15 protein-coding genes are annotated in these 13,819 nt (G+C 44.6%); 3 read left to right on the top strand and 12 right to left on the bottom strand.

All coding sequences use genetic code 11. The features are described 5' to 3' along the window. Nucleotides 1-69: 69 nt before the first annotated feature. The 8 genes from WFJ73_RS24955 to WFJ73_RS24925 all read right to left on the bottom strand — a co-directional run bounded on the left by WFJ73_RS24955 (nucleotide 70) and on the right by WFJ73_RS24925 (nucleotide 6,934). On the bottom strand, nucleotides 70-960 hold the full coding sequence (locus WFJ73_RS24955; RefSeq protein WP_336775659.1) for a carbohydrate ABC transporter permease: 891 nt from the start codon (nucleotides 958-960) through the stop codon (nucleotides 70-72). 13 nt (nucleotides 961-973) lie between these two features. Next, complete coding sequence (locus WFJ73_RS24950) at nucleotides 974-1,885, bottom strand: ABC transporter permease (protein ID WP_336775658.1); 912 nt, start codon at nucleotides 1,883-1,885, stop codon at nucleotides 974-976. A 250-nt stretch (nucleotides 1,886-2,135) separates the two neighbouring features. Further along, on the bottom strand, nucleotides 2,136-3,233 hold the full coding sequence (locus WFJ73_RS24945) for a GntR family transcriptional regulator (RefSeq protein WP_336775657.1): 1,098 nt from the start codon (nucleotides 3,231-3,233) through the stop codon (nucleotides 2,136-2,138). A gap of 165 nt (nucleotides 3,234-3,398) precedes the next feature. Continuing rightward, nucleotides 3,399-3,992: a YheC/YheD family protein gene (locus WFJ73_RS24940; protein ID WP_336775656.1), complete on the bottom strand. Its 594-nt coding sequence runs from the start codon at nucleotides 3,990-3,992 to the stop codon at nucleotides 3,399-3,401. Beyond that, a complete protein-coding gene (locus WFJ73_RS33475; RefSeq protein ID WP_442955991.1) occupies nucleotides 3,967-4,122 on the bottom strand; it encodes a YheC/YheD family protein in 156 nt (51 codons plus the stop codon). The genes WFJ73_RS24940 and WFJ73_RS33475 overlap by 26 nt, the downstream gene beginning before the upstream one ends. Nucleotides 4,123-4,165: 43 nt before the next feature. Further along, nucleotides 4,166-4,558: a hypothetical protein gene (locus WFJ73_RS24935; protein WP_336775655.1), complete on the bottom strand. Its 393-nt coding sequence runs from the start codon at nucleotides 4,556-4,558 to the stop codon at nucleotides 4,166-4,168. A gap of 293 nt (nucleotides 4,559-4,851) precedes the next feature. Next, nucleotides 4,852-5,892, bottom strand: coding sequence for an NADH:flavin oxidoreductase (locus WFJ73_RS24930; protein WP_336775654.1), 1,041 nt, complete (start codon nucleotides 5,890-5,892; stop codon nucleotides 4,852-4,854). Between the two features lie 148 nt (nucleotides 5,893-6,040). Beyond that, complete coding sequence (locus WFJ73_RS24925) at nucleotides 6,041-6,934, bottom strand: helix-turn-helix transcriptional regulator (RefSeq protein WP_336775653.1); 894 nt, start codon at nucleotides 6,932-6,934, stop codon at nucleotides 6,041-6,043. A gap of 153 nt (nucleotides 6,935-7,087) precedes the next feature. Between WFJ73_RS24925 and WFJ73_RS24920 the strand changes: the two genes are divergently transcribed. After that, nucleotides 7,088-7,921, top strand: coding sequence for a phytanoyl-CoA dioxygenase family protein (locus WFJ73_RS24920; protein ID WP_336775652.1), 834 nt, complete (start codon nucleotides 7,088-7,090; stop codon nucleotides 7,919-7,921). Nucleotides 7,922-8,637: 716 nt separating this feature from the next. Here WFJ73_RS24920 and WFJ73_RS24915 read toward each other — a convergent pair. From WFJ73_RS24915 to WFJ73_RS24900, 4 genes are all read right to left on the bottom strand, one after another. After that, nucleotides 8,638-9,276 (bottom strand): hypothetical protein, encoded by a 639-nt coding sequence (locus tag WFJ73_RS24915; protein WP_336775651.1) that lies wholly within the window; start codon nucleotides 9,274-9,276, stop codon nucleotides 8,638-8,640. A gap of 11 nt (nucleotides 9,277-9,287) precedes the next feature. Next, complete coding sequence (locus WFJ73_RS24910) at nucleotides 9,288-9,614, bottom strand: hypothetical protein (protein ID WP_336775650.1); 327 nt, start codon at nucleotides 9,612-9,614, stop codon at nucleotides 9,288-9,290. Further along, nucleotides 9,611-11,080: a hypothetical protein gene (locus tag WFJ73_RS24905; protein WP_336775649.1), complete on the bottom strand. Its 1,470-nt coding sequence runs from the start codon at nucleotides 11,078-11,080 to the stop codon at nucleotides 9,611-9,613. The genes WFJ73_RS24910 and WFJ73_RS24905 overlap by 4 nt, the downstream gene beginning before the upstream one ends. Nucleotides 11,081-11,303: 223 nt before the next feature. Beyond that, nucleotides 11,304-12,140 (bottom strand): sulfurtransferase, encoded by an 837-nt coding sequence (locus WFJ73_RS24900; protein WP_336775648.1) that lies wholly within the window; start codon nucleotides 12,138-12,140, stop codon nucleotides 11,304-11,306. 185 nt (nucleotides 12,141-12,325) lie between these two features. Between WFJ73_RS24900 and WFJ73_RS24895 the strand changes: the two genes are divergently transcribed. Both WFJ73_RS24895 and WFJ73_RS24890 read left to right on the top strand, forming a co-directional pair. After that, nucleotides 12,326-13,189, top strand: coding sequence for a hypothetical protein (locus WFJ73_RS24895; protein ID WP_336775647.1), 864 nt, complete (start codon nucleotides 12,326-12,328; stop codon nucleotides 13,187-13,189). A 183-nt stretch (nucleotides 13,190-13,372) separates the two neighbouring features. Next, entirely contained in the window at nucleotides 13,373-13,819 is a 447-nt protein-coding gene (locus tag WFJ73_RS24890; RefSeq protein WP_201008606.1) for a hypothetical protein, read from the top strand.

Raw genomic sequence — 13,819 nt, 5'->3', positions numbered from 1 at the left:
GCGAATGTTGCTAGGCCGGCTCAGGTCTCTTTTCGAATAGGCACCACTCCTCTCGGCAGCCTTGGAAAATCAGCCTTTAACAGCGCCAATCATGACGCCTTTCACGAAATACTTCTGGAGAAACGGATAAATCACCATGATAGGGAACATCGCAATGACGACTATAGCCATTTGAATATTTTTGGGGCTTATATTCATTTGCGACAGCATCGCCTGCATGACTTCTGTTCCGGTGCCGGAATCAAAGGAAATGGAAAACAAATATTTTCTTAAAATGAGCTGTAAAGGATACTTACTCTCGTCCTGAAGATAGACAAGTGCTTCAAACCAGCTATTCCAGCTTCCGACAATGCCGAATAGCGCAAATGTGGCCAAGAGCGGCTTGGAAAGCGGCAAAATGATTTTTATTAAAATTTGAATCTCGTTAGCACCGTCGATCACGGCGGATTCTCGCAAATCGGCCGGTATTGTTTGATAGAAGGATCTGAACAAAAAGACATTAAACGCGGATACACAGCCCGGAATAATGATGATCCAATAGGTATCAAGCAAATGAAGGCTGCGTGCGAGCAAATACGAAGGAATCAAGCCGCCGCTAAAGAACATCGTAATGACCAGAAAGATCGAAAGAATTTTTTTGGCCACGAACTCCGGAATGGTGAGCGGGTAAGCCATCAGCGAAGTGAAGGTCAGCATAAACAGGGTGGACCCGACAGCGTAAATAATGGAATGAGCGTAGCCCGAATAGAGGAAGGGATCCTTCAATATGTACCTGTAACCGCCTAGATTAAAGCCCTTCGGAAAAATCGTAATATCGCCTCTAAGAATATGCTCGGAGTTGCTAAGTGAAGTTGCAATAACGTTCAAGAATGGATATAACATGGCCACGCATAGAAGCAGCATCAGCACCATATTCAACAGGTCGAATATTCTCGACCCCACGCTTTCTTTACCTACCAAGCTTTTGCACCCCCTACCATATACTCGTGTCCGATACTTTGCGGCTAAGCATGTTTGCCCCTACGAGCAAGATAAATGCAACCAATGACTGGAAGAGCCCAATGGCCGTTGTATATTCGAATCTGGACCCCATGATGCCCTCGCGATAAAGATAGGTCCCAATAACATCCGCAACCTCATAGGTGTCCGGGTTATAGAGCAGAAGAATCTTCTGGAAATCCGTGCCCAAAATACCGCTAAGGGACAAAATAAGCAAAATGATTGTTGTTGGTTTGATGTGCGGCCAGTTAATATTCAGCACCTTCTTCCAACGGTTTGCGCCGTCGATATTCGCAACGTCATAGAGCGTAGGATCAACGCTGCTTAATGCCGCCAGGTACAAGATTGTGCCAAAGCCGATTCCCTGCCATATGCTTGAACCGATAAATATGCTCCTGAACCATTCGGGCTCTGACAGAAACACTATCGGATCGCTGCCGAACCAAGCTGCAATTTGGTTAAACAAGCCATCTCTTTCGGTGAAGGTTCGAAGGATGCCAATAATAATGACCGTGGAAATGAAGTGCGGCAAATAGGAGATAGTCTGGACCACTTTTTTGAACAGAGGACGCTTTAATTCATTGAATAGCAGTGCCAGTATAATCGGGGCGGGAAACCCCCACAGCAAGGAGTAGACGCCTAACAATAAGGTGTTCTTGAGCACCCTCATTGCCATCGGATCTTGAAAAAATAAAACGAAATACTTAAACCCTACCCAATCGCTGCCCCACATCCCGCTTACCGCACTATACTTTTTGAAGGCGATCTGAATCCCGTACATTGGAAAGTAACTGAATACCAGTACAACCAAAAAACCGGGCACAACCATTAAAAATAAATACCGCTGCCGCCAACATACTTTCAAAAGCTTGCGTGAACTTACCATCTTGTTCCCCCCCTCAGGCTACGTGTTGTTTCCAGCTTCGCTGAACCGATTAACAAATTGTTTCCGCTTACAAAGAACAATACAGTCTATGAACAACTGTGTCAATATATTAATTACTTGTATTTAAAAATATATATATAAATGATACAGATGTTGAAATTTTATTAAAGCTTTAAGTAAAAAAACAGCTTCGTTGAATATCCATAAAGGAAATTCAACGAAGCCGCTAATTGGTATAACAGAAACGTTTTTATTTGGTGATGATCGATTTCACAGACTTGCCGATATATATTTTGGAATTGCAAACTTGATTATAAAAAGCTTGATTTTCATGGTCATCAATCAAGTTCAGCAATAATTTTGCAGCACATTGTCCCATTTCATAAAAGGGCTGGGTGACACCGGTGACATTTAATTTAATTCTGCGATTTAAATTCTCAGCGTCATACGTTACAAACGATACATCCTCAGGGATACGATAATTCAGGTTTTCGAACGAACGGATAGCGGCTTCGGCAATTTGATCATTTGCGGTAAAAACAGCCGTGAACTGCATCTCCTTCATTTTTTTCTCTAAAACTTCACAATACGCATCAAATTCATCAATGAAATCCTCATATTTGGTTGAAATAAAAACTTCGAATTCATCGGAATACTCTAATTCGGAGTCGATAAATGCTTGTTTAAAACCAAAGAGCCGTTCATTTATTGTACTTATATTTGAGTTTTTAATAAATAATATTCGTCGATGACCTTGTGCGATAAGAAGTTTGGTCAGATTGTACGCGCCTGAAATATTATCACTGGTAACATATGGAATACTAGTGTTGTAGACAACGCGATCCAAGTTTACATGCTTAATACCGTTGCTCTCGAGCATAGAGAAGATCCGGTTATTAATCTCTTCATGCCCATGACTCATCATGGGGCTTAAAATAACCCCTTCGACCTTTCTTTCCACCGCTCCCCGCACGAGAGATTCCAGCTTCTCCATGTTCCGATCATCACTTGAGCTTAACAGCTGATATCCCCTCAAAAACAAGGCGTCTTCCACGCCTCTTAATGCAGTGGCCCATATCGGATTATCAATACCGAAAACAAAAGCAGCTATCAGACGGGAACCGCCTGGCAAAGGCTCCTTCCCTTTATTCATAAAGGTTCCTCTCCGGGTATCCCGGATTAGCAAGCCTTCTTCCGCCAGCTCTTTAATCGCTTTCTCAATCGTATTCACACTGGACTCATAATAATGGGCGAACTCGCGGCTGGATGGCAATCTATAGCCTTCCGTCCATTCTCCACTATTCAGCCGCCGCTTAATATCTTCCTTTATAACGGTGTATTTAGCCACAACCGCACATTCCCCTCATCCGTAACTTATACTTCACTGTACTCTTCACTAATATCTGTGTCAAGTTTTTTGATACAAGAAAATCTTAATCACGATTCCCACCCTTCTTTTTTTCTTATGGCGTACCAAAAAAAGAGCGCTGGCATCATTCACCGCGCTCTTACATTAATTAGATTTTTTGAAGCCAGAGAGTGCATTCGCGTACAGCAACGGCTTAGCAATCTGCTTCAGGTATAGGTCCCTTTGCTTTGCATACAACGCCAGGTGGTGATCGGGTAAAATGTTCACTTCGAGCACATAAATATGACCGTTTTTATCCACCATTACATCGACGCCAATATCGGCGTAATTCCCGCCTTTGGAATCGAAGATCTTGCACGCCTTGGCGCATATCTCGATCATTCGTTGCTGCGTCCGCAGCGACTGACTTCGGCTATAGCCGTAAGTGCCTTGCAGCGCATTTAAGCCTTTGCTTGCAAAGCCGGCGGAGGTGAAGTTCGTAACAATGCCGTTTTTCTTGCCGAACCTTGCAATGACACCCGTACAGGACCACTGAAGCTGTTCGTTTTTTTGCATGATGACCCTGAAGTCGATGCCTCTGCTGCCCTGTCGTTTCATTTCTATCCCTTGCTGCACGATATACTGATGCTCCCGCAGGAGATTCGCTAGAAAACCGGCTGCTTCCTTGGGCCCTACAGATACGATTCGATAAGGACTGGTCTTTTTATTATTTTCAGGGTAAATGAACTTGATAGCCATCCCCTTTGCGAAACGCTTTTATAATCCCCCTGGCCATAGATTCCATAGTGGGTTTCAAATAAACGGCGTTATAACGGGATAACATGTCATCCAGGTCTTTGCGGCTCTGCAGCTTTCTCGTATGAGGCAAATGCTTGCGGATCGCCGGATGCGGGGAAAGCCATTTCCACAACTTAAATATCGTCTGCCCCGCAAATATAGATTAAGCCCTGTATCTGAGAATAGGGACGTAAGTAATCATTGTAATTCTTTGCTTTCTCTATTGTAATAGCATCCCCTGGTTTAAACGCGACGATCCCTAGTACGGGACCGATGTGGACGTTATTCCCTTTGACCAACACTTTATATTTCAAAGGCGGAAGGCTATACCCTTCCAGCGATTTCGACGAAATACCGATTGTATTGCTTGGCAGACTTTGAGATACACTCACCTTTAGTTGTCTATTCCAAGCCCCGAAATGCACCTTAACGGTGGACGGCCTGCCTGCGAATTTCCGAAAAAAAGCTTGGTTGACGAGTAAGCTGTCTTTTTCTGCATGATTCAGCTTTTTAACATACATCCCCATGATTACGGCCTTCCTTTCAACGGATGGCTTGTGCCGAAGCCGGCTAGTTTTTTGGCGTACAGCATATTCGCTTTAATCGTTCGGTGGAACACTTGATTCTCTCCTGCGTCCAAAGCGATAGTATGATTGGGGTCATTATGATTAACCTCGATAATCTTCCGATTTATTATGCAGGCCTCCTGCATAGAAGGCTGCCGGCAGGAAAAGTACGGCGAAGGCAGTGAAATCGCTCATCAGAGCAAAAAAGCGGATCCGCAAGGAGCCGCCTTTACTCTAATAAAATATATATCTGTTTAGAATAGTGTCTTCAGCGCTTCAGGCGTGAACGGCACCAATTCAGTCAATTTACCTTCACGGATTTTGCTGGCCCATGCCGGATCAACCAGCAGTGCCCTGCCGATTGCCACCAGATCAAATTCATCATTTTCGAGCTTTTGCACAAGCCCGTCAATTCCTGTATTGGCAGAGCTTTTTCCTTCTGTGAAGAAGGTCATGAAATCACTGTCGAGTCCAACCGAGCCGACGGTAATCGTCGGTTTGCCAGTGATCCGTTTCACCCAGCCCGCAAGATTCAAATCAGATCCGGCAAATTCAGGCTCCCAGTACCGGCGGGTCGAGCAATGGAAAATATCCACGCCTGCATCCACCAGCGGTTGTAGAAATTGCTCCAGCTCTTCAGGATTATAAGCCAGCTTCACGGTGTATTCCCTTTCTTTCCACTGCGAAATTCGCAGCGCAATCGGGAAATCCGGCCCAACAGCTTCGCGGCAAGCCCGGACGACCTCTTCGGCGAATCGGGTGCGGGCTAGCAGACTACCCCCGTAACGGTCCGTACGCTGATTGCTTTTCTCCCAGAAGAACTGGTCGATTAAATAGCCGTGCGCGCCGTGAAGCTCTATGCCGTCGAAGCCGATCCTCTTAGCTTCAAAAGCCGCGTCGGCGAATGCTTGGACGATAGCGGTAATCTCCGCTTCGGAATAGTCATTCACGTGCTTCTTCGTGCCCATATGCCAGATTTGCGGCATAATTTTGCCGCCTGCGGCATGAACCTCGGATAAGACGTTAGCCCAGCCTTTTAAAGCCTCTTCTCCGTAAAAGTGAGGCACATCCTTCGAGTTTGAGGAATCGGGATGATTCACCACCGTTCCTTCGGTTATGATAAGGCCGACATGATTCTCGGCTCTCCGGCGGTAATAAGCGGCAACATCCGCTCCAGGCACCCCATTCGGAGACATAGCGCGGGTCATAGGCGCCATCACAATGCGATTGGCCAGTGTAAGCTGCCCAAGAGTAAACGGTCGGAACAAGGATTGTACGGCTGTAGAAGTTGACAATGTTTTTTCCTCCGATCATGAGTTGGATGTCATTAAAATTAGCAAACCGACATGCGTAAACGGATTCTCATTATAGGAAATCCAATCGATATAGTTTTAGAATAACATAGGATACCGTAACGTCGATAATCGAAGCATCGAGTTTGGACTATCCATTTTTGAATTCCGTAGGCGTCAGACCTGTCTCTTCTTTAAAATTGCGGGAGAAATAATGGACGCTTGTGTAGCCTAGCCGCTTCGCGATCACATCCATTTTCTCGCCGCTCAGCAGGTAATATTTCGCTTTACGGATACGTTCGTTGATGAGATATTGCTTCGGGCTATCTCCGGTACATTTGCGAAACAGCGATGAGAAATAAATGACGTGATAGCCGCATAGCGCAGCCAGCTCATTTACGGTCCAGTTCTTCTCCGGCTGCTCGTTGATCGCCTGGAGCGCAGGATCAATCTTGTCCTGCTCCGGCGACCTCGGCCGCGTCGTCAGCTGATTGCGAACGATGGTAGTGATCAGTTCTATCATTAATGATCGCAGCACGATGCGGTAGCCCGGCTGCTCGTTCATGTATTCTTTTACAATCCGCATTAAGATCGGCTTAAGGTCAGGCTTAGTGAAAAAAGGCGGCAGCTCCAGCAGCTCTTTGTTTGGGAGCTCAAGCTTATAGCTGGGACGGATACTGGCTTGAAGCTTCTCCTCGCTACAGGCTTCAATCGAGAATGCGGGATGGACAGGCTCCGGCGACGACTGCCGGTATGCAAAATGAACACCGATGAAGACGGCACCCGTTCGAGCGATAATTCGGTGCGGGCAATGGGGTCCGTACAGCGCGCTGTCTCCTGCTGCCAGCGTATATTGCTCCTGCCCGATACTTATCTCGGCTTCGCCCGAGAGCAGGCAGAATAGCTGATAGTCCGGGATCATGCGAGGCCCCCATTGCTCGAAGGCAGGCACTTCGGCCCGGCTCGCAAAGTTAACCGTTGGCTGCAGGTCATCGATAAAGCCCAGGATGATATCCGGATAGGAATGCGGCGGGTCTTGGATCATACGGCGAAATCACCTCATGGCAGAAATGATCAAGGATATTTGAAAAGTGCAAAGACCTGTTTCGTATCTGTAAATACACCGCTTGCAAACTCCGCTATGCTTAGCACATCAAGTTGTAACGCAAGTTCGATTGATTATTAAGGAGGAGTTGTTATGTTAAGTCAAGCACAAATCGCGGAGTTTGAAAACAACGGTTTTCTAAAAGGCGGGGTCGTGCTGAACGACGACCAGGTAGAGGAGCTTCGCGAGGAGCTGGATAAGGTGATGAACGGCGAGACCGTCAATAAGCCTGTCTTGAATCGCAACATGCTGGATTCGGATTCGCCCTATGACAATATGAAAATGATCACAAGCGAGAGTGTCGTCCAGATCGTTAATATCTGGCTTGCCAGCGATCGTTTCCTCCAGCATGCCGCGCATTCGGTCATTTGCGAGGAAGTGGCGCAGCTGTGCCATTCCAATTCGCTTCGGATCTGGCATGACCAAGTGCAATATAAGCCGCCGATTACGGGCGGACCTACGAACTGGCATCAGGATCACCCGCTGTGGCCAATCATTCAGCCTGCCGATCTCGTCAGCGCATGGGTCGCGCTTGACGACGCCGTGATCGAGAACGGCTGCATGTGGATGGTGCCGGGCAGCCACAAATGGGGCAATCACCAGCGCTATCTGGCGAACACGCCGGACTTCATGCCGTACCATAAACAGCCGGAGATGCTGCCGAACAACGCGGTCGTAAATGCCGTGCCGTTCGAGATCAAGAAAGGCCAAGTGGGATACCACCACTGCCTGACTTGGCACGGCAGCCCGCACAACCACTCCGAGATGAAGCGCCGCGCCATCGCCGTTCACTACATGCCGGGCCACACCCGCTACGAGCCTGTAGGTGAACATGTCATGCTCTCCTACGTCAACGTAAAGCCGGGCGAGCTGCTCGTTGGCGATCATTTTCCGGAGGTGTACCGGAAGCAGGGGGTACAGGTTTAACGGTTTTTAGGAGGAGCCGCGCGGAATGCGCGGCTTTTTGTTATGTGGTGCCTGGTGTTGAACAACAAAACATAATAAATAAAGAGCAGCGGCATCCACCTCGCCGTGCTCTGTATCTCATCTTCTATTCAACTCTCAGCCTTACTCTTCCCGAACCTCAATCGGATTCTCCTAATAGGAGATCCAATCGCTCCAATCGCTCCAGTTGTGTAATTGGCTCCGAAAGGGGGCTGAATGTACATCCGGACAATTCTGATGCATTGATCCGGGACGACGATTGCAATGTCGTGGTGCCGAAAGCACCAGCGCCATTGGTTCGGAGAAAGGGAAATCATCAGCGAAAGGTCGTGGGCGGATGTTGACGTGGAGTGGGAGCAGCTCACCGACCCTAGAAAGAACATCGACCACGCACCCGATCTCGGAATACAGCACCATCGATTAGCATGAACAATACACCCCAAAATGCCCGAACCGTCCACAGTCGCTCGATCCCCTTGGATAACCTTCAACCCTTTGCCTACAAAGTACCAACCAACCCCGCCCAAAATAACCAAAATATTAAATACCTAAAAGGATGATATGATTTGCATATAACCATGTATATTGTAACTTTCTTTACGTGTTGTTTGTATCTCTTCATGGGAGACGGGATCAGAACAAAAATAACCGGAACCTATATACACGGTCTCCGGTTTTATTTATCTTATTTAAAAAGCTCAGCCTTTGGGAACTTTTTTGGTTTTATGATAATAATTATTAACTTCAAATTTATATAGCGTTTCTAAGTATTTTTCTTTTTGCATATTAATAAATTGGTCCATTTCTTTCTTTTTTATTCTCTTTTGAAATATACTTTCCGCTTTTTTCATAAACCCATCTTCAAAATCTCTACGAATTTGACTAAGCTCCTCAAATAGATTTCTATTAAACACCCTTGTTATATTGTTAATATCAATAAGTATTTCAGCAGACTTTTTACAATGTTCTCTTATTTTTTTACTAAATAAATCCTCATTTTTTAATACCTCATTAAATTCTTCATCTTCGACTTTCTTAAACGCAGTATTAATATCATCAATCCTTTTTTCTATTATAGTTTTTCTGAACCAAAAGGCCTTTCTTTCATAATTTAGCTGCTTAATTTTGAAAACTCTTTCCGAAAAAAAGAATGTTATTACAACTAAAAAATTGATTAATGAAATCCCTGTTGTAAATAACACACTTAGTCCTTTGTAGTAATCATATTTTTTTGGATCTTTACTTATGTCATTAATAAACTGTTGAAAATCATACCCTGCGAAAAACAAATATACTGAAAGACAGATGAAAATAACTACTAATATGTTTTTAAACAAAATTTTGGCTCCTATTCTCCCAAAGCTGTACTGCTTTTTAGTGCCTCTCTAATTCCATCATCAATGTCATCTTCAATTGTTTCAGTACAAGTAAATTCATATTTTTTTCTAAATTTTTCTTCCTTCAGTTTTCTAATACTTTCCCCAAAGAGCCCAAGAAAAAATGATGCATTTATTGACCATGTATCTAACGGTACGACAACATTATATTTAAGATCATCATTATCCAGTGCATCAATTCCTAATGTCTTTCTAGCATATATACCCTCATCACGACCTGAGTAAATTTTTGAATTTGTTCCTCTAAAATTTGAAAGGTCAATTTTCTTATTGCTCATGAACTCTCCACCTTATCAATTCCATATTTTAAATATGTTTTATCTAAAAATAATTTCATGGTTACAATAGTCCCTGGGAAGAAATTTTTCAATTTCTTTACGTTTCTCGGGTTAGGTGGTTGCTCTAAATCATTTGATTCATTAAATGCAATTCTACGCAACTTGTGACCATCAACGTCTACCTCACCTAATTCGTATTCATTATTAAAAAGAATAAATGCATTTCCAGAAATTATACTCATTTCAGGTGTCTTGCCACCAACAGTACATCCGATGGTTTGAAACGATTCAATCAATTTAATCGTTCCAACACCTCGGTCTTTTTGTTGCGTAGATCTAAGTCGACTAACTCCCTCTTGCAGTGCGTAAAGAGTCCAAAGAACTTCTTCATCCCATTCTTTCTTTATTCTGAACCATTTAGACTTATGTATTTTTGTCAATCGATCCAGAGCATTTTTTATGTCCGGTGCAATTGTCGAACTTTTCATGTTTTCATAAATTGATTTTCCAAAATTAAATAAGACCAAGCTACATTCTCCATAACCATCTTCATTTACATCATAATGCCCTAATGCAAACCATTGACAGAAATCACCAGAGTGTTGTTCACAGTTATTTATAACCTCACCAATTAATCTGCCAAAATAATTTTTCCCTTTCAACGAGAGCTCAAAACCTTGAGTACGCACGCATCTGTCAAAATAGTTAATAACTTCTGTTGTTGCAGTTCCTGAGTTATTTGATCGTTTAACAAGCATCGTTGTTGAATGATGTCCGCCTCTTACTAATTCCAACAATTGGAGGTTCTTATTTTCCTCTTTAATTTTTTGTTCCAATAAATTGTTAATACCTAGATGTTTCAGGAGTCCACTTACATATAGTTTCATTTTTATATTCTGATCATCGGGCAATTCACCGCTAAAATTAAACCGTCGCTTCATCCTCTTGTGGTAATTCTTTACGTTAATCGCAAGTACATCCATTACAGCTGAAGCTCCGAGTTCAAGATCTTTGCATTGTGAGTGATCAAAATATAATCCACGATTTGAAGATGACATGCCATATTGGTATATTTTTTTATACACTTCGATACACTCATCAGGATTATTAATCAAAGAAAAAGAACTAGGTATTTCTACAATTATTTGACCTTTTCTTGTCATCCTTACTTTCTTATCGAAATTATAGTTGGCATTAAATTTAGACTTTTCAATGAATTTATGAAACGACTTTAGTGATTGCTCTTTTCTCTCTATGTATTGAGTTCGTTTTTTAGATCTATGTTTTTTTGCTCTCCTTTTAATTATCTTTCTCTGTACCTTTTTCCTTTTTATTTCTTTACTTATTAATAATTTGTTTTTCTTTCTACGCCTAATTTTATTTTTCAGACGTATATCTTGTTGATTTTGGATTTCCAACTTATTTTCTTCTAGCGAATTATCTGTCACAATTGCCAGAATCGACATTATCTCACCTACGTTTTTTAATGGTAAATATAAGTATAAACGCTACTAGGATAATTTACCAAGTCTATATAAAAAAAACTAGTTTTGATTTTCTATATGAAGAACGTAATAATATTACTGTTGACTCTACGTTGACTTAGGAGCATAAAAAAATACAGAGCACCGGCCCCAAACTCGCCGTGTTCTGTATTCTCACTCACAAACTTCTTTTCAACTTCAGCCCTTACTCGTCCCCAACCGCAATCGGATTCTCCTCATAGGAGATCCAATCACTCCAGCTACCCGCGTAAAGCCTTACCTTCGTAAAGCCCGCTTCCTGCAGAGCAAGCACGTTCGGGCATGCCGTTACGCCGGAACCGCAGTAGACGATAGTCTCCTGGTCCTTCGGCAGATCCTCGAATCGGGCTGCCTGCTCGTCCGCGCTTTTCCACTTGCCGTCTTCTCCCTTGCCTTCCGACCAGAGACGATTAATAGCCCCCGGAATATGGCCGGCAATCCGGTCTAATGGCTCAATCTCACCGCGGTAACGCGCGCCGTCGCGGGAGTCGATCAGCGTGATATGCTCAGCGCCAAGCTTCTCTTTGACTTCATCCATCTCGATCAGCATGTTGTGCTGTACGGTAGCCAGGTAGCGTGCAGGTACAAGCACCTTCTGCTCCGCGTTCACCGGGAAGCCGGCATTTTGCCAAGCGGTAAAGCCTTCATCCAGTACGAACACCTGCTCATGGCCCAAATATTTCATCAGCCACCACAGACGGGAAGCGAATGCTCCGCCTTGGTCGTCGTACGCGACAACGCGGGTTTCGTTGCTGATGCCAACCTTGCTCAGCGCGATTGTGAGATCCGTAATGTCCGGCAGCGGATGGCGTCCGCCATGCTCGTCGATTGGAGCGGACAAGTCCTTTTCCAAGTCGAGATATACGGCACCAGGAATATGAGAGGCTTCATAAGCCTCGCGGCCGAAGTCCGGCTTGCCAAGCTGGAACCGGCAGTCGACGATAACGAGGTCTGTCTCATATAAGCGGGCAAGAAGCCATTTTAACGATACGATATTGTTCATGAAGGAATAACCGCCTTTCTTATGTATGCTATACGAGCATTATACATGATTCCGGCCCCTATCTTCTAACCCTTAGAATCTCCGTTTACAAATATTGCATACAAGCATAATCATGCGCAAATAATTCATAGATATTATCTTCTTCGGAATCATTATTCCAACATTTTATCAAAGGAGATGAATTTATGTTCAAACGTTTCATCGGTATGGCAGCGGTCATTATCGCACTGGGTGCTGCGCTCGTTACCGAAGCCGGCGTCGCCCCTTCCGAGGCGCATGCGGCAAGCAACATGGTTCCGGATTACGAGGTTAAGCTTCTGATGGATCCAAGCACAACGCTTGGCCCCGATTTCAAGCTGACCAGCTCGGTCTTAAGCGCCTTCTCGATGCCAACTACGGTAACGAAGATGAACGTGGCCTTCCTTGATACCAACGCGAAAGACATCTACAACAACGGCTGGAGCACCCGCATCCGCAAGACGGAGGGCGAAGACAACTTCGAATTATCCTACAAGAAGCGTTACACCATTAACAATAACGATATTAACGCGGCGCTGACGCAAGCGAGCAACGATGGTTTTAATTCCGGCGATACGAACTACGAAGCCCAAGTGGAATGGGGTTATCAGAAGAAAACGCTCAGCATCACCCGCAGCAAAAGCGGCAGCAAGTCCGGTTACAGCGGCATGGATCTCCCGTCGATCAGCGACGCCCGCAGCCTGATGATCAACAACGCGCCGGATAAATTCAATGACTGGCTGTCTAACGACTGGGGTACGAACAAGCTTCAAGCTTCCCGTTACTTCGGTCCGGTGCTCGCCAAACGTTCCATCGGTACTTGGAGCGGCATGCAGCTGTACGTCGAAGTATGGCCGATCAAGAACGCTGCAGGCACCGGCACGGAATATGTCGTTGAGGCTTCCTTCAAGACAACCAGCGCAACAACCGCTTCCGCCAAGCATGATGAGCTGGTCGCTTACCTGCAGAACAAAGGCTGGTTCCTTGCCCAGGATTCGCTGAAAACCCAATTGATTATGGACCGTTACTAATCCGAATCTTATAAATTCTTATCCAAAGACTCTCCCGCGCCAAGCTTTATCCGTGGGAGGGCTTTTTTCATCTGAAAAAGTAGGCTTGCCATTCGTGTAAAGTTAACTTGACATCGAGTATAGTTTAGATTACATTTTGTATATAGAACTTAACTTACTTTACCATTCAAGGAGGTACAACGCTTGACCTATCAGGAGAAGAAAAGCATTACCACGTTAATTAGCGCCGTGCTTATTTTTGCCGTCTATTGCCTGTATAAGTATGCGCAGTACCCGGAGGAAGGAATGGCGCTTGAGGAAAGCATCCGTTACTGGGGCTCCTTCGTGTTAGTCCTGACGCTGGTGTCTATTATCGCGCATATTGTGATCAGCATTATTTTCAACATCATCTTCCGGATCACCACCGGGGAGAAAGAACCGGCATTTGCCGACGAACTGGATAAACTCATTGAGTTAAAAGCTCACCGGAACTCTTTTTTCCTGTTTATACTCGGTTTTCTGCTTGCTATGGTGTCTCTTGCTACCGATCAGCCACTGAACCTAATGTTCCTCATTCTGATCGCCTCCGGGTTCCTGTCGGACGTTACCGGTTCGATCACGAAGCTGTACCACTACCGGAAAGGAGTTTAA

It is taken from the genome of Paenibacillus sp. MMO-58, assembly GCF_037146255.1.
In the GTDB taxonomy this organism is placed as follows: Bacteria; Bacillota; Bacilli; order Paenibacillales; family Paenibacillaceae; genus Pristimantibacillus.
Note: the sequence above shows the minus strand (reverse complement) of the source record. Positions and strands in the feature narration are given on the sequence as shown.

Coding starts and splice junctions, on each gene's coding strand:
- WFJ73_RS24910 (WP_336775650.1), bottom strand. CDS start 9,614: ATGAGCAATAAGAAAATTGACCTTTCAAATTTTAGAGGAACAAATTCA.
- WFJ73_RS24905 (WP_336775649.1), bottom strand. CDS start 11,080: ATGTCGATTCTGGCAATTGTGACAGATAATTCGCTAGAAGAAAATAAG.
- WFJ73_RS24935 (WP_336775655.1), bottom strand. CDS start 4,558: ATGGGGATGTATGTTAAAAAGCTGAATCATGCAGAAAAAGACAGCTTA.
- WFJ73_RS24900 (WP_336775648.1), bottom strand. CDS start 12,140: ATGAACAATATCGTATCGTTAAAATGGCTTCTTGCCCGCTTATATGAG.
- WFJ73_RS24895 (WP_336775647.1), top strand. CDS start 12,326: ATGTTCAAACGTTTCATCGGTATGGCAGCGGTCATTATCGCACTGGGT.
- WFJ73_RS24925 (WP_336775653.1), bottom strand. CDS start 6,934: ATGATCCAAGACCCGCCGCATTCCTATCCGGATATCATCCTGGGCTTT.
- WFJ73_RS24940 (WP_336775656.1), bottom strand. CDS start 3,992: ATGGCTATCAAGTTCATTTACCCTGAAAATAATAAAAAGACCAGTCCT.
- WFJ73_RS24920 (WP_336775652.1), top strand. CDS start 7,088: ATGTTAAGTCAAGCACAAATCGCGGAGTTTGAAAACAACGGTTTTCTA.
- WFJ73_RS24950 (WP_336775658.1), bottom strand. CDS start 1,885: ATGGTAAGTTCACGCAAGCTTTTGAAAGTATGTTGGCGGCAGCGGTAT.